Origin of the sequence: Trichococcus flocculiformis (genome assembly GCF_963662535.1) — a bacterium.
GTDB classification, from domain to species: domain Bacteria; phylum Bacillota; class Bacilli; order Lactobacillales; family Aerococcaceae; genus Trichococcus; species Trichococcus flocculiformis.
In genome coordinates, this window is record NZ_OY759718.1 from 181,228 (window position 1) to 201,268 (window position 20,041).

The following is a 20,041-nucleotide window of genomic DNA, read 5'->3' on the forward strand; positions in this document are numbered from 1 at the left end:
AATATTCTATTCTAGCACATACGACTGCGCTTACTGATCAAACGATGAAAACTGACATAGAGTCGTTATTTTTCGGCTGTAGCCGATGAAATTCAACATTGGCTATCATAAGAAAAGCTGAACGGGTTCGTTCAGCCCTGAAAGAAATTTAGGAAATCCGGCCCTGAATGAGCATCGTAGAGCGCAATGGGTCAGATTTATCTAATTTCCGAAGGGCTTACCCGTGAAGCTGGACATCATTTTAGATGCATGAAACATTTTGCAAACTTGTGAAACTCCTACGGTGATGCACTTTTGAGTTGAAAAAATTTTACAAATTCCTATCACTAAAAACGAAATTTTTGAACCGGTGCGGACAATTGATTGCGGCATTCTTTTTTAAAGAGTAAAAATGATATAACCGAGTCTTTAATAGTCTTCTTTTATAACGAAGGGTAAGCGAATATAAAATACCACTGGCGTAGCATGAAAATTTTGATCATTCCATAGCATAAAAAAATCCTTTATAATGAGGGTGAATGACCTATCTAAGACCCTTACAAAATGGCTAACGACATGACTGTATATTAAACAAAAATAATCCTATGATTTATGGGAAAGACCGTGTCCATTCTGAACAATTCTAGATACCAATGCTTACCATCACGATTACGGTTCCCTTGATGTTGTTTTTGAATAAGCCCTTAGTCACTTCATTGAGCTATTTATTCTCTCTGTTTTAACTTCACATTATAAAGGACTGATACGATTGATAATGGATAAACTAAATGATGTGACAAATTCCTATAAAAAAAATTCAACTTTCTATATATTGAGTTTATTTTTTCAAGAACATATTCATGAGATTCCTTATATTACAATGGATGAGGTTGCTATTAGAACGTTTGTATCAAAAAGTCAAATTTCTAAATATGTCAGATATTTAGACTATAAAACATACATTGACTTTAAAGATGCCTGCTTAGAATACCTTGAATCCTTAGAGAGACGCCGTCACGATTTTGATGTATATGATAATATGAAAGATAATATTTTAAATTTTACAAATACTATGATTTATTTTCTTAACTCTCTAACAAATTCTTTAGATTATAATCGCCTGGAGTTATTAATTAAACAGCTTACCTCAGCAAATACTATATATGTGTTTGCTCAAGGCGATGCTCGTTACCTCTGCCATCAGATCCAAACAGAACTACAAGTGATCAACAAGAATGTTATTATTTGCGATGTTGATTTTAATCATTCCTACGATATTAACGACAATGATTTATTATTAGTACTCAGTATAGACGGCAATACTTTCAAGTACAACAAACGCGTAGTGAAGAGACTTGAGGAAACAAATGGAACAAAATGGCTCATAAGTTGTCAGAGTAATATCAGATTCAAAGGGAAACAGTTACATGTCCCCATACAATATGAAAAATTCAATGCCTACTTTTTTAAATATGTTATTGACTTATTAATCCTCAATTTAAAGCAAACCTATTAAGCTTGTTCGTCAAGGAAGTTTCTTTTAAAGAAACTTCCTTTTTGATTACCGACATACCCCTTATACTTTGTGATAAGAACAAGGAGGAATATATATGTCATTTCCAAACAATTTTTTATGGGGCGGAGCAACTGCTGCGAATCAAACAGAAGGAGCTTACACTATTGATGGACGAGGCCTTTCAAATTTAGATTATATGCCTTACGGGGAATCACGTTTCCAAGTAGGTACAGGAAATTTGGATCCTAAATCTTTACCCGAGGATACTTTCTTTCCATCAAGAGTCGCCATTGACCATTATCACCATTACAAAGAGGATATTGCACTGATGGCCCAAATGGGATTCAAAGTCTACCGATTATCCCTCTCTTGGTCAAGAATTTATCCTAAGGGAAATGAATCCAAACCTAACCAGTTAGGCCTGGATTACTATCTGAATGTCTTTAAAGAGTGTCGAAAATATAATATTGAACCCTTAGTAACCATCAATCATTTTGATATCCCTATGTATTTAGTTGACGAATATGGTGGATGGAAGAATCGTCAAACTATTGATTTTTATTTAAAATTCACTGAAACAGTGTTTACCCATTATAAAGATTATGTCAAATATTGGCTTACTTTTAATGAAATCAATATGGTCTTACATTTCCCTTTTGTAGCAACAGGCTTAACTTTTAAACCAGAGGATAATAGAGAGCAGATTACAACTGATGTGATCCATCATCAATTAGTCGCCAGCTCTAAAGCAACTCAGCTTGCTAAAAAAATAAACCCTGATTTTCAAATTGGATGTATGTTGGCTGCTGGAAGTTATTATGCTCAGACGCCGCGTCCAGAAGATGTATGGAAATCCATCCAAGATTCACGTGAAAGCTATATGTTTTCAGATGTCCAAGTAAGAGGAAGCTACCCTAATTATTATTTAAAACAAATCGAACAACAAAATCTCACTCTTCCTATTAAAGATGGTGATATCGCAGTTTTAAGAGACCACACTGTAGATTTTATTAGCTTTTCTTATTATTCTTCAAGAGTAAGCAGCGCCCAACCTGATGCTGCGAATCAAACCGAAAGCAATATTTTTGCTTCAGAAATCAACCCTTATTTAGAAACTAGCGAATGGGGTTGGCAAATTGATCCATTAGGATTTCGAATTACAATCAATGAAATTTATGATCGTTACAACAAACCTATGTTTGTTGTAGAGAATGGTTTAGGGGCTGTCGATAATTTAACAGAAACTGATGAGATTCATGATGATTATAGAATTGAATACCATAAAGAACATATCAAAGCCATGTCTGACGCAATCACTCTGGATGGTGTCGAATTAATCGGCTATACCTCATGGGCATGTATTGATTCTATTTCTAATGGAACTGGTGAAATGGCTAAGCGCTATGGTTTTATTTATGTTGACCGAGATAATTTCGGTAAGGGAACATTCAGACGTATTCCGAAAAAATCTTTTTATTGGTATCAAGAAGTAATTAAAAATAACGGTGAAAATTTAAATGAAAAATAAATTTAATCTAACCTCATTATTTCATTTCTTTCTTCTTTTATTCGGATCTTTAGTCATGGGTTTCGGAGTTTCATTATCCATATCAACAGGTTATGGGAGCGATTCTCTTTCTTGGGTCTGGCAAGGGATTTCACTTCATACTAATTTAACTTTAAATCAATCCAATATGATCATCACTTTACTAATGCTGATTCCACCTTTACTTTATGACCGCGCTCAATTAGGTATTGGGAGTATTCTCCAACCTTATATTGTTGGAGCAACTGCCGAATATACATTAAACCAAGGACTCAGTAATCCGGGCAACTTTCTTTTCTTGATTATGGGTATTTTATTACTTGGGATTGGAGCCGGTATATATACTAGTGCAAATCTAGGTAAAGTACCTTATGATGCATGTGTTTTTTGGATTAGTAAGGTCACTAAGAACTCAATTGGGTTGATTAGAAGTTTAGGAGATCTGTGTCTCTTTATTATTGCTTGGTTGCTTAACCAGCATCTTGTTATTGGTCCTTTAATCTCCGTATTTCTGATTGGTTACATTCTAAACACTACGTATAATTTAATTAATAAGTTTTTACAAAAGAGTAAATAAACGGCATTTGAACCCTAGTGTTGCATTAAATCAATAGATTGATTGATATTCCGTTAGGTCTGAAAACAGCAAAAAAATAGTGACTTTTTTATAATTTTATCAACAAAGGATACCCTTTTTGTTCACCATACCCCTACGGAGGAAGATAAAAAATAGACGTAACCTTACCTAACTTGGGTAAGCTCGCGTCTATTTTTCTATTTAGTTGGGATTTTATCGCAGCCTCTTTGGTCGTGATTGTATGTGATAAAGAGTAGTTCAGTTAGAAGTTCATCCTTACTGTTCACTTTTTTTAATTTGGGATAGTTTCTTGTTGAGGGTGTACAGCATTTTTTCGCTAAATTGATCGGATGCAATTTGAGACATGGCATCGATTGTAAAACCTTGCATCATATCGAACATCGGATGTTCTTCCACGTTACCTAAGTATGTCGTTACGATCGCTTTTGTTTCTTCGTTTTTAAAAAGTTCTCCCACTGTGCAACGGGTAGAGTAGACATCATCCGTTATGACAAGTTCTTCCATTTCCACATCGCCTAATTCCGGCATATCGAACCAGTTGGCGACGAATCCCCCTTCTTCTTCAGGGGTAAAATAGCTTTCGTTCGGGTTGTCCACTTTATTGAACATCGCTACATCTTGCAGGCTAATATTCCCATCCTTGGCGAATACCTTGACTTCATTTATTCCCTCTTTCAGGGAAATGTTTTCAAAGACAAAGATTTTATCCTCACTCGTAAGGGTAGTCGTTTCCCCTCCGTTTACAGATAGGTTCACTTCATTACAGTTAGAATAGACTTTGATATCGATCGTATCATCCGTCCGATCGACAAAACGTTTGCCTGTAATATGCACAAATTTTTCATCACTCCAATGTGCCTTATACAGATAAAAAGCATCCTTCTTAATCTTTCTATCATAGGTGATGAGCCCTTTGTTGTTTCTTCCCTGTACACCGCCCTCATCTCTGATGTTCGCACCGAAGTCAAACATGTTCCATGCATACGTTGCCCAAAGGAAGGGACGTTTTTCAAAAATCTTCCACACGGTTTCATGATAAAGCGCATGGTATTCCTCAGAATAGTCTTTTATTTTTGGTTCACTGCTATGGTATTGTAAAATTCCTTCTGCACCATATTCTGAAATCGCCAGTTTTACAGTCGGATTTTTCTTATGGAAACCATCTAACCAGCCCGCAAAGTCCCCTGCTTCACCGTTATACCAACCAAAATATTTATTGTATCCAATCGTATCCGTCACATAATTATAGTCATCTTCATCTTCAACGAACATGACGTTTGCCATTGTAGTCAATCGGGTAGGGTCTTCCTTTTTCGTTAACTCATTCAATTCATTCACGAGTTTCCTTAGCTCAGGTCTTTCCCCACTAATTTGAATTTCATTCTGGATTCCCCAGAACAGGATAGACGGATGATTAAAGTTTTGTCTAATCAGTTCAACTATCTGTTGTTTGGCATTAATGCCTTCTAACTCTGTTTTAGACATCAAAGAGATATTGGATTAATCAGCGATATTGTTGCGAAAAACAACGCACCCATAAGCGAACGAAAATCACTCGAAGAATTTTATCACTCTTTATCCGTTGTCAGCAGAAAAAACGCCCAAAGCATCGGTGAATTACTCGTAAATTTATTTGCACATGCTTATATTGAAACGCAATCGCTAGGGGCAGAACGGGTTGTCTCCACTCTCAATAGAGAAGAATTAAAACTAGCAATAGCTGAGAGTAACGATCAGATAGAGGAGCGTTTTCGATTAGAAAAAGAGATTGTCGATGCTATCGCCCAAGGAAATAAAGATAAAATTACCCGTATTTTAAACGACTCCAACAAAGATATTTTATTGATTTTTTTAAATCGAATACCTGAAAGCCCTATTCGATCTGCAAAAAATATCGTATTGGTTATGAACACAATTTCCAGAACCGCAGCTGAAAGAGGCGGTGTTCATCCTCTTTACATTCATCATATTTCCGAAAAATTTGCGATTTTGATTGAAAGAGCCTCCAGCCTTTCCGTCTTAAAACAGTTGGGGGAAGCGATGGTTTATGAATACTGTGCAGCTGTAAGAGATTTTTCTACCCGTCATTATAGTCTTCTTGTTAAAAAGGCCGTGAATTACATCCATATGCATCTAGAAGAGGATTTATCATTATCTATCATTGCTGATGAACTTTACGTGAATGCCTCACATCTTTCACGTAAATTCAAAGCAGAAACGAGCAAGAGCATCGTTGACTATATTAATCAAAAGAGAATAGAAGAGGCGAAACGCTACTTGGAACGGGGAAATGTATCGATTACAGAGGTTGCGCTCATGGTAGAATTCAATGATCTAAATTATTTTAGTAGGGTATTTAAAAAAACGACTTCGCTTTCTCCTTCGCAATATAGTAAGCACTGTTTTACGGAGACTTAACAAGGCATAAGCGATTTAACCCGGAGACTTTATTTTATATTTGAGTTAATATTTGAACATTTATTGTCGTGTGGGTTATACTTGGATTATCTGAACAACAAGGAGGAATTTGTTTGAAAAAGTTAATCTTATGCTTTCTCACTACGGCTCTGCTGAGTGGCTGTGGTGCTGCGAGTTCACAGGCGAGCATAAATAGTGAGGTTGCGGAAAATGAAGAAGCAACTGTCCTGTATACAGGAACGGTTATCGACAGCAGCGAAACGCATGAAGGCGGTTTGTTCGTGTCTGACTTAGTTCCGGTAGAATCTTCGGAGGCTGCTTCTTTCGATGAAGTCATCCTGTTGATGGAAGGTGTTGCCTTGACCGACTTATCCTCCGGTGAAAATATACCTCTGTCAGCATTAGAAAAAGGCGACAGCGTAACAGTCACCTTAGTCGAGCATGCCCCCACCACGATGTCCATCCCTCCGCAGATTCCCGGCATGGGGATCGTAAAAGTAGAAAAATGAAATAATCAATCCAAACACCCGATACGAGCCCAACCAAAATTCGGTTAGGCTCATATCGGGTGTTTTTCCAAGAAGTTTATAAAGAGTCAATAAACGATGCGCTACAATTTATTCAGCAATATTTTCAACAGCATGGAGAGGAATTTATTAAACAGCAGCTGTCTCAATTTTTTATTTGGGACGGCTCTTTATAATTAAGATACGCATCTACGCAGTGGATAAGTACCTTTGATAGTTCATGCATTTGCAAATAAATACCCGTTACGCTACTGGTGGTGTTCCTTCGGCGTTTGATACAACTGCATCGATCTGGACTAAAGCATCCATAGGCAGCGCTGAAACTGCGAGCGTTGTCCGTGCAGGAACACCGTTTTGGAAAAAGGTTGTGTGAACTTCATCTACAGCCGCCATATCAGCGCTGTCTTTAAGGAGTACAGTGACTGCGACCACATCATCCATAACATGGGCAACACTTTCGACGATAGCTTTCATATTTTTCAGGCATTGTTCCGCCTGCTCTTTCACGCCACCGGCTACCATTTTGCCAGTTTTTGGATCTAGTGGTAATTGAGCGGAAAGATGATTGTAATGAGAAAAAGCTACCGATTGTGTAGATAGAGCACTTTCGGGTGCATTTTCTGTATTTCTTGCCAATACTGCGTTGTAGCCACTCATTATATTTGTATCCCCTTTTAGATAATTTTTTAGCTTACGGCAGCAACCCATTAAAGCGGTTACTATCGCATTTACTATAGCAAGCGGACTGTTTTTTGAGTATGTGTACCTTGCACGTTTTTACACCGACTCTGTGCAATGGGCACAAAAACAGATAATGCTAGCCAACCACAAGTTCGGCTGACCAGCATTATCTGTTTCTGAATTCATTCTGACATCGCACGTCTGGTTGATGTGCAGAACAAACTTACTTTTTCATCGTTTTAAGGATAAGGGAAAGAACGAATATCAAGATGATGGCTCCTATTAGTGCAGGTGCGATATAAAATCCTCCGATTGCAGGTCCCCAAGCTCCGAACAATGTTACACCTAACCAGGAACCAACAAAACCTGCAATGATATTTCCGATAATGCCACCGGGAACATCTTTACCCAGAAAAGCTCCAGCGAGTGCGCCTAAAATACCACCGACAATTAATGACCAAAGAAAGTCCATTTTTTACTCCTCCTTCTTATATAGAAGCCTACAGTAACCATGTGTCCAAACCTTGCTCGTTACACTGCCATTATATAAGGAATAACCTATATTATAAAGTATTTACACTCGAAGCGAGTCGGCTCCCGAAAAGAGAAACTTGGATGTATCAAATAACTTTCTCACAATGATATAAATTTAGTTGGACACAACTGAACCCATAAGAGGAAAATCACTTTCTACAGCAGGCATTATTTACCTGTTCGGCTGTTTTGTTCTTGATTATAACGATCTCCTACAATTTCTAATTGATCCACTGCATGATTGATGTCGTTCAGTTCTTGTTTGCTGAAATGAATAGCCGTTGCACCCGTATTTTCGTCTATTCTACTCAATTTTGTTGTTCCTGGGATGGGTACAATCCAATCTTTTTGTGCCAATAACCAAGCCAGCGATACTTGCGCAATCGTCGCTTCTTTTTCATTGGCAATCTTTTGCAACAGGTCCAGAACTACTTGATTAGCTTTGAAAGCTTCTTCAGTAAAACGTGGAAGTTCTGCACGATTATCGTTTTCGCTAGCTATAGCATCTCTTGTCAATTTTCCGGTAAGAAATCCTCTACCCAAAGGACTGTAGGCAACTAAACCAATTTTCAACTCTTCCAAAGTCGGAATCACTTCTTTTTCCAATTCTCTCCACCAAATAGAATATTCGCTTTGGACAGCTGCTAAAGGTTCGACGTGATGTGCACGACGAATTGTTTCTGCACTCGCCTCAGATAATCCCCACTGCAGTATTTTCCCTTCCTTCTTAAATTCCTGCATAGTCTGGGCCACTTCTTCAATCGGAATATTAGGATCCACTCGATGAATATAGTACAAATCAATATAATCCGTTCCCAAACGTTTTAAAGAGCCTTCTAGAGAATTTCTCAACGTTTCTTTCTTGCTCTCTGGGTAGTAGGAATTTCCCTTAATGTTAAAGCCGCCTTTTGTCGCTAATTGAATCTCTTTACGAAATGTTTGAATAGCTTCACCGACTAATTCTTCATTGGTGTAGGGACCATATACTTCTGCGGTGTCAAACATCGTCACGCCGGCATCAAATGCATGCCGCACAACTTTCATCATTTCATTTCGATCTTTCACTGGCCCTCTGTGATGATTCAAACCCATACAACCAAAACCTAATTCCGATGTAACTAATCCTTGACTGCCTAAAGTACGTTTATTCATATCGTTACTCCCCTTCTATTTTTATGTAAGAAAAGCTGAACGGGTTCGTTCAGCCCTGAAAGAAATTTAGGAAATCTGGCCCTGAATGAGCATCGTAGAGCGCAATGGGTCAGATTTATCTAATTTCCGAAGGGCTTACCCGTGAAGCTGGACATCATTTTAGGTGCATGAAACATTTTGCAAACTTGTGAAACACCCACGGTGATGCACTTTCACTCTGGAAAATTGTATAAATTCCTATATTTGAACAAAAGAATGAAGCTGAATACCATTGTCCTGTTGTTCATTATTAGTTTACTTGTTAAAGTCCACTTCAAGGCAAGCGTTTTCTTTATTTCTTCACCTTTTACTTGTCTTTCTTTCTTTCTTTCTGCAACTGTATCTCTTATCATCCCTCCCCTCTGTACTAAGTCTGTATAAATGTTAAAATAATGAAGTGATTGAAATCAATTGAAGAGGTGGGAAATGTGGAAACATTGATTTATAATCTTTTAGCTTACATAAACAATTCTCTTGATAAAGATATTAACTACCACATAGCGAAAACATTGCTCGAAAATTCTCATAAAATCGAGGGATTTTCATTAGAAACAGTCGCAGAGGTATGTAATGTAGCGCCTTCTACAATTAATCGTTTCTGCAAAAGAATTGGTTTCAGAAATTTTTCAAGCTTAAGAAATTCTGTAATGAAGTATGGGGCATCTCTTGAAAAAAACGATACTGCCCTAAGTGGCGATAGCTTTATAGCGCAATTAAAAGAAAACGTGGAAATAATTGAAAACATCCCAAAAGAACAGATTGAGCGGATCGTAAAACAGATCAGCAAATCCCGCAGAGTTGTCATACTAGGTTTTGAAAAGAATCAAATCCAAGCTTTGGAGTTGCAAAAAAAAATACTTCTGGCAGGGAAATTTTGTGAATGCAATACAAACATTTTTAAACAAATGGATGCTCTGGATATATTGACAGAGGAAGATATGATCATCACTATTTCTATCCAGGGATACTTACTCTCAGAGGAATTCCTCTTATTTGAAAAACTTAAAAAGACAAAGGGAAAGAAATTACTCATTACCTTCTCGGAGCCACATCAACATCTGGAATTGTTTGATGAAATTTTACAATGCGGAAAAATTGAAAATAGTGCTGTCAGTAGTCAAACCTTATTAAGATTGTTTGATGTATTGTTCCATTGATTCCAATAGCACCATCCTTCTCAGCCTTAAACTGGTCTCCTTTTGACCAGTTTTTTTTGCATCACTAAATTATAATGAAATCAGAAACAAAAAAAGTCGAGAGAAGGAATAGCATATGACATTTCCAAAAGGTTTTTTATGGGGTGGAGCTACGGCTGCAAACCAATTAGAAGGAGCTTACAACGAGGGCGGTAAAGGACTTTCCATTTTTGATATGGTTCAATTTGTACCAAAAGAAGAGCGTGGAAATGAAATTGAAATGGATGTCAGAAGCAAAAAAGAATTAGAAGATCTTTTAGCAGGAAAAGGTGGCGACAATTTCCCGAAACGCCGTGGTATCGACTTCTATCACCGTTATGAAGAAGATATTGCACTGTTTGCAGAAATGGGTTTTAAAACATTCCGTATGTCCATCTCTTGGCCGCGTATTTTTCCAAATGGTGACGAGACAGAGCCAAATGAAGAAGGGCTAGCTTTCTATGACAAAGTCTTCGATGAATTATTGAAATATGGCATTGAGCCACTTGTGACGTTATCACACTATGAAATTCCACTTACATTAGTTCAAAAATACAATGGCTGGGCAGATCGACGCGTAGTTGAATTCTTTGTTCATTATGCAGAAACGGTATTTGATCGTTACAAAGGAAAAGTAAAATACTGGTTAACGTTCAATGAAATAAATGTTTCAACGATGTCTCCATATATTGGTAGTGGTATTCTGATAGATGAGGTAGAACACAAGGAGCAAGCGGTTTATCAAGCTTTACATCATCAGTTTGTAGCCAGCGCCAGAGCGGTCAAGGCCTGTCATGAAATGATCCCTGATGCCATGATTGGTTGTATGCTGGCTCGCATGGAAGTCTATCCGGAAACTTGCAGTCCAGATGATGTATTAGAAGCACTGAAAGAGGATCAAATGAATCTGTTCTTCACTGACGTTCAGGTTCGTGGGTATTATCCAAGCTTCATGTTGAGTTATTTTGAAGAAAATGATATTAAGATTGACATGCTTCCTGGCGATGAAGAAATATTACTGCAACATACAGTGGATTACTTATCCTTTAGTTACTACATGTCAATGGTTGCCAGCGGAGCACCTGATAAGAAGAAGGAAAAAGGGAACTTCTTCAGTGGTGTGAAAAACCCTTATTTAGAGTCATCTGATTGGGGATGGCAAATCGATCCTAAAGGATTGCGTATTACCTTAAAGAAAATGTATGATCGCTACCAAGTACCGTTGTTTATCGTAGAAAATGGACTTGGAGCCTATGATAAAGTAGAGGCAGACGGCTCAATCAACGACGATTATCGTATCGATTACATGCGTGCACATATTGAGCAAATGAATGAAGCGATCAAAGAGGGTGTAGATCTTATGGGGTACACAAGCTGGGGTTGTATCGATTTAATCAGCGCAAGTACCTCTGAAATGTCCAAACGTTACGGCTTCATCTACGTTGACCAAGACGATTATGGCAATGGCACTTTAGAGAGAAGCAAGAAAAAATCATTTGATTGGTATAAGCAGGTAATTACTACAAATGGAGAAAAACTATAGATAGAACTTAAGAAAATACCTCCACTATAATGTTTTGTGCACAATCGTGTGCCTCTTCATTATAGTGGAGGTATTGTTGATTTAACGATTTCGCGAAGAAGAAACCATAGAACAGATCCTTGGTCGGCATTTATTGATTATTTTTTACAGGACCTCATTGTGTATGATCAAGAAAACGATACCAATCATACCCTGTCGTTACAGTTGGCTTTAAAACTATATGCAAAATAGACATAGTCCGCTGCACCAACTATGCAATCTATTCATATAAAAAATGTTATAATGAAGCAGATACTGTCAATATAACTAAACCCAAAGGAGACTATTGAGGAGGTGGCAGAATGGTACCTGACCCCGCTAGGTGGATGAGACGATTCAACTTAACAAAACGGGAAGGCTCGCTGCCTTCTCAAGAGGAGGATTATAATGAAAAAAAATGTATTCAAACACGAGTCCTATTACAATAACATTTTCGCGGTTCTAAAAGAGAATGACCGCGAGCAATTCCGCACCCTTTTGCTGACGCTTCACGAGCGAGACCAGGCGGAGGTGCTGCGCCGCTTATATCCTGAAAATAAGAAGAAAATCGAAATTTTTTTAACAGCAAAAGAATTCGCTGATGTACTGGGCTGGATGGATGTGGATGAGCAAGCAAACTTGCTGAAGGATTTTAAACCCGAATATGTGCGGGAAATTCTCCAGAGGATGTCACGCGACGATGCAGCGAGTATGTTGGCTAAAACAGGATCTGAAGGCAAAGCCATTCTGAATCAACTGAGCGACCAGGATCGAGCCGACTTAGAAGAGTTGCTGGCTTACCCGTCACAAAGCGCTGGCTCGATTATGACAAAAGAATTTGTGAGCGTTTCTCCCAATTCCACTGTCCATCAAGCCTTTAATCAAGTGCGTGCACAAGCTCCAACTGCAGAAATCATCCAATATCTGTATGTCTTGGATGCGCACGGTATCTTACTCGGGATTTTGTCCATACGTGATTTATTCCTTCTCCCTGCAGAAGTGATGATCGGAGATAGGATGTCCTCACACTTCATCCACGCGCGACTCGAGGATGATCAAGAAAAAGTAGCCCGGCTGATCCAAGATTACGACTTAGTGGCGCTGCCTATCCTGGACGAAAAAAATATCCTCAGAGGGATTGTAACGGTGGATGATATCATGGACATCATGGAAGACGAAGTAACTGAAGACTTTAACGAGTTCTCAGCCATTACGACCACTTTTGACCGGCCAGAAACCGTCTGGGAAATTGCTCGTGCACGCTCACCATGGATCATCATCTTACTCTTTATGGGAATGCTTAGCGCAAGTCTAATCAGCTCATTTGAAGAAACGCTCAATCAAGTAGTCGTTTTAGCCGCCTTTATTCCTATCATCATGGACTCCGCGGGTAACGTAGGAACCCAGTCGCTAGCAGTGGCCGTTCGAGGCTTGATTTTGAAAGAACAGGATGAGCGCATCGGACGTACCATTTGGAAAGAATTTATGGTGGGGATGTGTATCGGTCTTTTGGCAGGAATTGTTTTATCGCTTGTCATTCTCATCTTTTACAGAAATGCTGTCCTCGCGCTCATACTGGGGATAACCATTTTCATCACCCTGAGTCTTTCTACCATCAGCGGGACAGTTGTTCCTATCCTTATCAATACGTTAAAATTCGATCCAGCCATCGCATCCGGACCATTCATTACCACCATCAATGATATTTTAGGACTCTATATTTACTTTTCTATCGCTTCATTCCTGCTCCATCTTATTTAACGTTAGAAATAGTATTGTTCTTCATGGAGTAATTGATAAAAAAGCAAAAAACACCTCGACTATAATGAACAAGCCCGCTCGTGGGCTTATTCACTATAGTCGAGGTGTTGTTGATGGAATCGTCTGTTTTACCGAGTGAGAATTTTGGTTAGTGCATCAATTGGTTTTCAAACTTAATTTTTCCAACGCTTCTTTGCTGACAATGAAATATTGTCGGCCTCTTTTTTCCAATAATCCTTCTTCACGGAATTTGTTGAGCGTGTATAACAAATGTCGGTAGCTTACTCCCACATACTCCGCTGTCTCTGTCAGTTTTTCTTGAAAATAGCCATTATTCTCAATTTGAAGAATATACTTTGCTAATCTATTTTTGAGTTCATAATCTTGCATAGCTGTGTAATGCTCTGTTCTTTTAAGCAATTTATCACCTAAATATTTTGATAAATGAAGAAGAAAAGCATTATCCTCCAGCAGCTGTTTTTTCGCTGATGCTAACGGAATCGCCAGACACGTACAGTCATTTATAGCTACAACATCTTTTGAATGTTCTTCTGCCTCGATTAAAGATAATTCACCAATAAAATCATTTTTCCCTAGAAACTGAATGAGTGCGCGCTTTCCGTTCTCATGCACTAAATAGATCTTTGCCCTCCCATCCAACAATAAGAATAAGCAGCGAATATCTTCGTCTAAACGCACAATATATTCATTGCAGGAAAATTTGCAAATGTAGGCTTGATGTAACAGTGCTTCCGGAAAAATTGCTTGCATGCTTCTATATCTATCGACAGATTGTGCAGCATACTCTTTTAGAAGAATCTTCTCCAAATTGTCACCTCACTATGATATATCTCCTATTATTATATTCTGATATAGGATATATTACAAAGAAGAGGTGGATAAGAATGAATAAATATAAACATATCATTTTTGATTTAGATGATACACTACTTGATTTTCAAGATACAGAAGAACAGGCTTTAAAAGAAATTATTACATTGTATAATTTGCCCTACAATAAACAGACTATTGCGTGTTATAAAGGCATTAACGATGGCTTGTGGTCTCAATTGGAAGAGGGCTTGATTTCTCGCGAGAAAGTTTTAAAAACACGCTTCTCCTTATTTTTGAAAGAATTTCAGATAGATGAGAGTGGATCAAAAGTAGAGGCGATGTACCGTGAGCATTTAAACCAAGGCCATTCGACCATTACCCACGCAACTGAATTATTGGACACATTAAGTGGGCAAGGATACAAATTATATATTGGCACAAACGGCGTAGGCAATACGCAAAGAAAAAGATTAGCAGATTCCAAGCTGCAAGGCTATTTTGAAGATATTTTCATATCCGAAGAAATCGGGCATGAGAAACCGAATGCCCTCTTCTTTCAACATATTTTGGATACTTTGAACGCAAGCCATAAAGAAGAATTTTTAATGATCGGGGATCGCTTGTCCTCAGATATCAAAGGCGCTCTCAACATAGGAATGGACTGCGTCTGGTTTGACCGGAAGAAAAGTCAACCTGATCCATTCGCCCCGCAAAGCACATACACTGTATCAAACTTAATGGAAATAGCCGCATTATTGGAAGGTTAGTTGACAGAAATGAGCAGGCAAACACCCGATACCAATCCGACCAGATGTTGGTCAGGCTAGTATCGGGTGTATTTTGTTATAGGATCCAACTTTGTGCGGTTGCTTGTTGCGGAAATTGCCTGGTGGTCAAACAATGCCTTTTATGTCAGATTTTGTCTTCATCTCCCGGAACATATGTTGTTTCTTGTTCCAAAACATCTTCCATTGCCTCGACATCGGGATGAGAATCCTTTTCCGGCGCATCTTCAAGGATATCTTTGGCTACGCCTGGATCTGGGTTCATCGGTTCCAAGTTCAACGCACTTTCCTTATTCAACAAGTCATCCACAATCACAATGATTTCGCCATCATCCAATTGTTTCTGGTACCCATCCAACAAAGTGTCCTCTTCCGCTTCAGAGTCGGAGTTTTCGGTGTTGGTCACGTAATCATCACTCGTGAAAATGGGGAACATATTCAGGATTTTTTCCCAAAGCGAAAAATGTTCGGCATAATGCTCCTCCAATTTGATCTGTGCATCTGTGGAATCATCCAATTCCTTGTATGTGTTATCTTTATTTGTGACAAGCGTAATGTCTGATTCCGCGTACCCTTCCTTACGCAAATCCTCTAGAACAGCATGAACTTCTGAAATGGTGCGGTAGGAGCCTTTTACAAACTTAGCCATAATCATTACCTCCACATTCTTATTCGATACTCTGTTACAACTCTATTTTATAGAAACTTGGCTGCACTATCAAAGATTAACCCTTCAACAACAAAGATGAAGGTAAAAACACCGCCAAAGTCAGCTGATACCTGGCTGACTTTGGCGGTGTTTAGTGTTTATTCCCAAACGGGTATGGACGATTTGTTGGTGACCTCATCTATGATTTTTTCAACTTCAGGAGTTTGATAGTAATCGATGATGATTTGGAAATCAGGGTCTTCGCTTTCATCTTCTCGAGCAGCGATCACGTTGTAATAAGGTTTGGATGAGTCGGCCACGGGTTCAAGGAAAATGGCGTCCTCAGTAGGCACCAAGCCTGCATCAGCAGCCATGTCATTATTGACCACGGAGGCATCGACGTCCGTCATGGCGCGAGCCGTCTGATTGGCAGCCAAGACCGTGAATTTGAGGTTTTTCGGATTTGATGTGATGTCATTTACAGTAGGCAACAAGCCCTTTTCTGCATCCAATTCAATCAATCCGGCAGCCTGCAACAACAGCAAGGCTCTGGATTCGTTCGAAACATCATCCGGTATCGCGATTTCCCCACCATCCGGTATTTCATCTACAGATGTGTGTCTTTCAGAAAAAAGCCCCATCGGATTCAGTGTCGTATACGCGATTGTTGTGTTGCTGTATCCCGCATCTTCATTCACTTGTTCCATGTAAATTTCAGTCAAAGCCGCGTGCAAATCAATTTCGCCCTCTTCCAAAGCTTGGATCGGTTTCACATATTCCGTGAATTTTACCAGCTCGATTCTTACGGGTTCGTTGTTTTCTTCAAGTTGTTCTTGAACATGTTCCCACACCTCATTCCGTTCACCGACAACGCCAATTTTCACAGTCCGGATATCTTCTTGAGCCGCTTCCTGGCCGCACGCAGAGAGAAACAATGCCGCTGCCCCAACCGTTACTAAACTTTTAAATATTTTTTTCATGTTTGTCCGCCTCTCCCCATACTTCGTTTAAGCGATTTTGCCTGTCTTCTTCCAAAGGGATCATTCGCTCATGATTTCCCTCTTTTTTATAAAAATCCTGATGGTACTCTTCCGCAGGATAAAAGATGCTTGCAGGTGAAATTTGCGTGACGATCGTTGCAGCGATTGCCAGCTTATCTTTCAGCTCCTCTTTTGAGCGTTCCGCAATTTCTTTCTGTGTTTCCGAGTGATAAAAGATTTCCGGACGGTACGACGAGCCGCGGTCCATGAACTGTCCCATGGCATCTGTCGGATCCGTTTGTTGCCAATAAATATCCAGCAACTCCCCATAGGAAATCACACTATTATCAAAAGTGATCTGGATCGCCTCTGTGTGCCCGGTTCCTCCTGCCTTCACTTCCTCATACGTCGGATTTTCTTTGAAACCGCCAGTATAGCCGGAAACAACGGACTCGATTCCAGGTCTTTCATCAAACGGTTCAAGCATGCACCAGAAACATCCTCCGGCAAGCGTTGCAATTTCTTTGGACATAGTCTTATTCTCCCCCAAAAATGGCGTTCCGCCAATTCATAACATTTTTTCATTATATAGCAGGAAGTTACTTTTAGATAGTGAAACAAAATCGATCACTGATGATCGTTTTTTCCGAACACCACAGAATGTCCCTTCTGAAAATCATTGACTTTTCCTGTAATTAAATTATCCTATAAACATACCAGAAATGAGTGTTATGAAAATCGATGCGTTTTCATCGGAAGCGTATTGATGATTCAGGATAGCGAGGGAAACATGCAAAAGACAAAAAATCAGACACAAATCTATGCCTTTGTTACAGTGCTGCTGTGGGCATCGGCATTTGTCTTCACAAAAATCGCGCTGACTTACTACACGGCAGAAGCGATAGGCGTTCTCCGTTATGTGATCGCTTCGCTATTATTCATTGTAATCGGGGTTTTCCAAAAAATTGGATTGCCGGAGAAAAAAGATATCCCTAAATTCCTGCTGGCCGGTGCTTTAGGGTTTTCGCTCTATATGATCACCTTCAACCAGGCTTCAAAATCGCTGACGGCCGCAACAGGCAGTGTTGTCATCGCCTCCGCACCTATCTTGACGGCCCTGTTTGCTTGGATGATATTCAAGGAACGAATCCGCTCGCTGGGATGGGTCGCAATCATCATTGAATTCATCGGAATACTGATTTTGACATTATGGAATGGCATCCTTTCGGTGAACGCAGGTATTTTCTGGATGTTTGGCGCAGCCGTCTGCATCAGTGGCTATAATCTGCTGCAACGTTCCTTGTTGAAAAAATACTCTGCCTTACAATCAACAGCTTACAGCGTTTTGGCTGGAACCCTGTTTCTGCTGTGGTATTTACCGGATGCGGCGGTCCAATTCGGCAATGCCCCACTTCAGCAGTTGCTGGTGATGATTTTTCTGGGCGTATTCCCCAGTGCACTTGCGTATATGTTGTGGGCAAAAGCGCTGATGCTCGCACGAAAAACAAGCGAGGTGACGAATTACATGTTTGTTACGCCATTGCTGGCCGCTTTGATGGGCTTCCTCATAATGGGAGAGATCCCTGCATTGTCGACATGGTTGGGCGGCCTGATGATCTTTGCCGGCTTGTTGCTGTTCAAAAAAGCCAATACGTGATAGGCACATCGTCAACAACAACGTTATCTTAGAGGATATGTTCGCAAAGATTCGCTATCATTTCGGCGACTGATTCGTTGAATGGATTTTTGTTAAAGCATATGAAAAGCGCCTTCCGATACGGACTTTCGTATCGAGAGGCGCTTTTGCTATCTTCACTTTTGAATCCAAACTTAGCTTCTGCTGACATCCCTTGGAAAAAAGAATGCTAGTGCTTGAAGTTAGTTATTCTATCTTAAAAGCTTTTTCCTTCGCTAAATAGAATGGGCGTAAATACGCGACTGTGTTGGATAATGGCAACACATCCGCACTTAGATTGATATTCAATACATTTGTTAAATAGTCCCTTCTGACAGAAATCCGTTCCCATAATTCCGGATAGGATTTTTGTATTTCATGCTGGAGGTTTTCATCAGCTATAGCAACGCACTCTTCGGCACTCACTCCGGTATACCCAGGTACCGATGGGATGATATCGATCTGCAGAATCATGCCGCTTTTCAGTTTCTCAGAAGAATCTGCATAGATTGGGGAGGACATCCATTCTTCATCCGCTGTCAGATGCCCTGGATTCAAATGCCAATGATATTTGCTTTTAGGGAATACATCCTCAATAAGCTGGTACAATTCATTTCCGGCCATTCCAACTTTTATGTTTTCCAGCCAACTGACTACAGCTGCAAAATACGGTTTTGCTACGGCTTCCAAATAATCTCTTTGCGTATCCGGAAGTTGCTCTGCTTGCTCAACCACAAACCCGGTTCGACTGGATAAACCACCTTTGAATCCGGTGGTCAGGGACATAGGCTCGCCCAACTGAATTTCTTTATGAGTGGGATATATATTGGCAAGTTCAAAGCGCTGCCCTGCTGCCGCAATCGTGACGACTGAATTGTACTGCCCATCGGCGTTCAACAAATTTCCGATTTCTGTTTCTTTGCAGCCCGGTTCAATAGCATTCATGGCACGTAACATACAGCGCGAAGAAAGGTTAGCGCCATATTCGTAATGCGCGATTTCGTTGGCGTTATTCGTGGTCCGGACTCCGTTATCCCCAATCATCACATACGCACCATTAACTAACTCACACTCTGTTGGGATGGTATTTTTGAGGGCATCTACAATAAAATACGGTACATCAAACAGTGTGGACGGATCGCTTTGCTTCGTCGTAAACATTTTCCAGCCGATCACACCGACCCGTTTCTTTTTGGCGATACCCAAATCAAGGAATATGGATTCAAGTGTTTTTTCATTCTCCATCGGCTGGTTAGGCAATGAGAACTGTGGGTAATGGATCAAATCGGCCGGAACACGTGCATGCGCACATAGTTTTAAGTTCTCATTTCCAAGAATCAAAGTAAATTTCTCTGGATTTTGGACAACTAACAGACCTTCTTCAAAACGGGGAATAAAACCGGTTAAATACTCAAAATTGCTTGCATGCTCTTTATCCGCATAAATAATCAAAGCTTCAAAGTTTTCTTCACTCATTCTCTGCAACAGTTTTTGTTTCCGTTCAGCAATCGTTTCAGCATTTAAAAAAGTAGGGGCGACACGCTCGAACACTTGCGGCTCGGGTATACTCTCTAATGTAATTTTTTTGTTCAGCATACTATTCTCCTCTTTCGTCTTTGATAATAGCTTTT

19 protein-coding genes are annotated in these 20,041 nt (G+C 39.6%); 10 read left to right on the plus strand and 9 right to left on the minus strand.

What is annotated here, in order from left to right; genetic code table 11:
- Positions 1 to 754 precede the first annotated feature (754 nt).
- The 3 genes from ACKPCD_RS01210 (at position 755) to ACKPCD_RS01220 (ending at position 3,618) form a co-directional block, all read left to right on the plus strand.
- Entirely contained in the window at positions 755 to 1,495 is a 741-nt protein-coding gene (locus tag ACKPCD_RS01210) for a MurR/RpiR family transcriptional regulator (protein ID WP_232309380.1), read from the plus strand.
- A gap of 94 nt (positions 1,496 to 1,589) precedes the next feature.
- Entirely contained in the window at positions 1,590 to 3,023 is a 1,434-nt protein-coding gene (locus ACKPCD_RS01215; RefSeq protein ID WP_086989608.1) for a 6-phospho-beta-glucosidase, read from the plus strand.
- The gene (locus ACKPCD_RS01220) at positions 3,013 to 3,618 is read left to right on the plus strand and encodes a YczE/YyaS/YitT family protein (protein ID WP_245734440.1); all 606 of its coding nucleotides are present in this window, start codon (positions 3,013 to 3,015) and stop codon (positions 3,616 to 3,618) included. The genes ACKPCD_RS01215 and ACKPCD_RS01220 overlap by 11 nt, the downstream gene beginning before the upstream one ends.
- A gap of 276 nt (positions 3,619 to 3,894) precedes the next feature.
- On the opposite strand, the gene ACKPCD_RS01225 is transcribed toward ACKPCD_RS01220, so the two are convergent.
- Positions 3,895 to 5,124, minus strand: a complete 1,230-nt coding sequence (locus ACKPCD_RS01225; protein WP_086989607.1) for a glycoside hydrolase family 2 TIM barrel-domain containing protein — start codon at positions 5,122 to 5,124, stop codon at positions 3,895 to 3,897.
- Between the two features lie 357 nt (positions 5,125 to 5,481).
- Between ACKPCD_RS01225 and ACKPCD_RS01230 the strand changes: the two genes are divergently transcribed.
- Positions 5,482 to 6,057: a helix-turn-helix domain-containing protein gene (locus ACKPCD_RS01230; protein ID WP_218142828.1), complete on the plus strand. Its 576-nt coding sequence runs from the start codon at positions 5,482 to 5,484 to the stop codon at positions 6,055 to 6,057.
- Positions 6,058 to 6,170: 113 nt separating this feature from the next.
- Entirely contained in the window at positions 6,171 to 6,566 is a 396-nt protein-coding gene (locus tag ACKPCD_RS01235) for a putative periplasmic lipoprotein (RefSeq protein WP_086989603.1), read from the plus strand.
- A gap of 261 nt (positions 6,567 to 6,827) precedes the next feature.
- On the opposite strand, the gene ACKPCD_RS01240 is transcribed toward ACKPCD_RS01235, so the two are convergent.
- From ACKPCD_RS01240 to ACKPCD_RS01250, 3 genes are all read right to left on the minus strand, one after another.
- Entirely contained in the window at positions 6,828 to 7,241 is a 414-nt protein-coding gene (locus tag ACKPCD_RS01240; RefSeq protein WP_086989601.1) for a Rid family hydrolase, read from the minus strand.
- A 247-nt stretch (positions 7,242 to 7,488) separates the two neighbouring features.
- On the minus strand, positions 7,489 to 7,737 hold the full coding sequence (locus ACKPCD_RS01245; RefSeq protein WP_068562239.1) for a GlsB/YeaQ/YmgE family stress response membrane protein: 249 nt from the start codon (positions 7,735 to 7,737) through the stop codon (positions 7,489 to 7,491).
- 230 nt (positions 7,738 to 7,967) lie between these two features.
- Positions 7,968 to 8,951 carry an aldo/keto reductase gene (locus ACKPCD_RS01250; RefSeq protein WP_086989598.1) on the minus strand — a complete coding sequence of 328 codons (984 nt, stop codon included), beginning with the start codon at positions 8,949 to 8,951 and terminating at the stop codon, positions 7,968 to 7,970.
- A 467-nt stretch (positions 8,952 to 9,418) separates the two neighbouring features.
- Between ACKPCD_RS01250 and ACKPCD_RS01255 the strand changes: the two genes are divergently transcribed.
- From ACKPCD_RS01255 to mgtE, 3 genes are all read left to right on the plus strand, one after another.
- Complete coding sequence (locus ACKPCD_RS01255) at positions 9,419 to 10,147, plus strand: MurR/RpiR family transcriptional regulator (RefSeq protein WP_160117040.1); 729 nt, start codon at positions 9,419 to 9,421, stop codon at positions 10,145 to 10,147.
- A 115-nt stretch (positions 10,148 to 10,262) separates the two neighbouring features.
- The gene (locus tag ACKPCD_RS01260) at positions 10,263 to 11,708 is read left to right on the plus strand and encodes a glycoside hydrolase family 1 protein (RefSeq protein ID WP_287510691.1); all 1,446 of its coding nucleotides are present in this window, start codon (positions 10,263 to 10,265) and stop codon (positions 11,706 to 11,708) included.
- Positions 11,709 to 12,134: 426 nt separating this feature from the next.
- Positions 12,135 to 13,487 carry a magnesium transporter gene (gene mgtE, locus ACKPCD_RS01265; RefSeq protein WP_321433751.1) on the plus strand — a complete coding sequence of 451 codons (1,353 nt, stop codon included), beginning with the start codon at positions 12,135 to 12,137 and terminating at the stop codon, positions 13,485 to 13,487.
- 156 nt (positions 13,488 to 13,643) lie between these two features.
- Here the strand turns inward: mgtE and yeiL are convergent, their stop codons facing one another.
- Positions 13,644 to 14,315, minus strand: coding sequence for a transcriptional regulator YeiL (gene yeiL / locus ACKPCD_RS01270; RefSeq protein ID WP_321433752.1), 672 nt, complete (start codon positions 14,313 to 14,315; stop codon positions 13,644 to 13,646).
- A gap of 77 nt (positions 14,316 to 14,392) precedes the next feature.
- Between yeiL and ACKPCD_RS01275 the strand changes: the two genes are divergently transcribed.
- Positions 14,393 to 15,088, plus strand: coding sequence for a YjjG family noncanonical pyrimidine nucleotidase (locus ACKPCD_RS01275; RefSeq protein ID WP_160117042.1), 696 nt, complete (start codon positions 14,393 to 14,395; stop codon positions 15,086 to 15,088).
- Positions 15,089 to 15,233: 145 nt separating this feature from the next.
- Here the strand turns inward: ACKPCD_RS01275 and ACKPCD_RS01280 are convergent, their stop codons facing one another.
- The 3 genes from ACKPCD_RS01280 to msrA form a co-directional block, all read right to left on the minus strand.
- A complete protein-coding gene (locus ACKPCD_RS01280) occupies positions 15,234 to 15,755 on the minus strand; it encodes a general stress protein (RefSeq protein WP_321433753.1) in 522 nt (173 codons plus the stop codon).
- A gap of 158 nt (positions 15,756 to 15,913) precedes the next feature.
- Positions 15,914 to 16,735 (minus strand): MetQ/NlpA family ABC transporter substrate-binding protein, encoded by an 822-nt coding sequence (locus tag ACKPCD_RS01285; RefSeq protein ID WP_321433754.1) that lies wholly within the window; start codon positions 16,733 to 16,735, stop codon positions 15,914 to 15,916.
- Positions 16,719 to 17,267: a peptide-methionine (S)-S-oxide reductase MsrA gene (gene msrA / locus ACKPCD_RS01290; protein WP_119093283.1), complete on the minus strand. Its 549-nt coding sequence runs from the start codon at positions 17,265 to 17,267 to the stop codon at positions 16,719 to 16,721. The genes ACKPCD_RS01285 and msrA overlap by 17 nt, the downstream gene beginning before the upstream one ends.
- A gap of 258 nt (positions 17,268 to 17,525) precedes the next feature.
- On the opposite strand from msrA, the gene ACKPCD_RS01295 reads away from it, so the two are divergent.
- A complete protein-coding gene (locus tag ACKPCD_RS01295) occupies positions 17,526 to 18,392 on the plus strand; it encodes a DMT family transporter (RefSeq protein ID WP_321378707.1) in 867 nt (288 codons plus the stop codon).
- Between the two features lie 225 nt (positions 18,393 to 18,617).
- Here ACKPCD_RS01295 and ACKPCD_RS01300 read toward each other — a convergent pair whose 3' ends face one another.
- On the minus strand, positions 18,618 to 20,003 hold the full coding sequence (locus ACKPCD_RS01300; RefSeq protein ID WP_407702687.1) for a M24 family metallopeptidase: 1,386 nt from the start codon (positions 20,001 to 20,003) through the stop codon (positions 18,618 to 18,620).
- Positions 20,004 to 20,041: the final 38 nt, after the last annotated feature.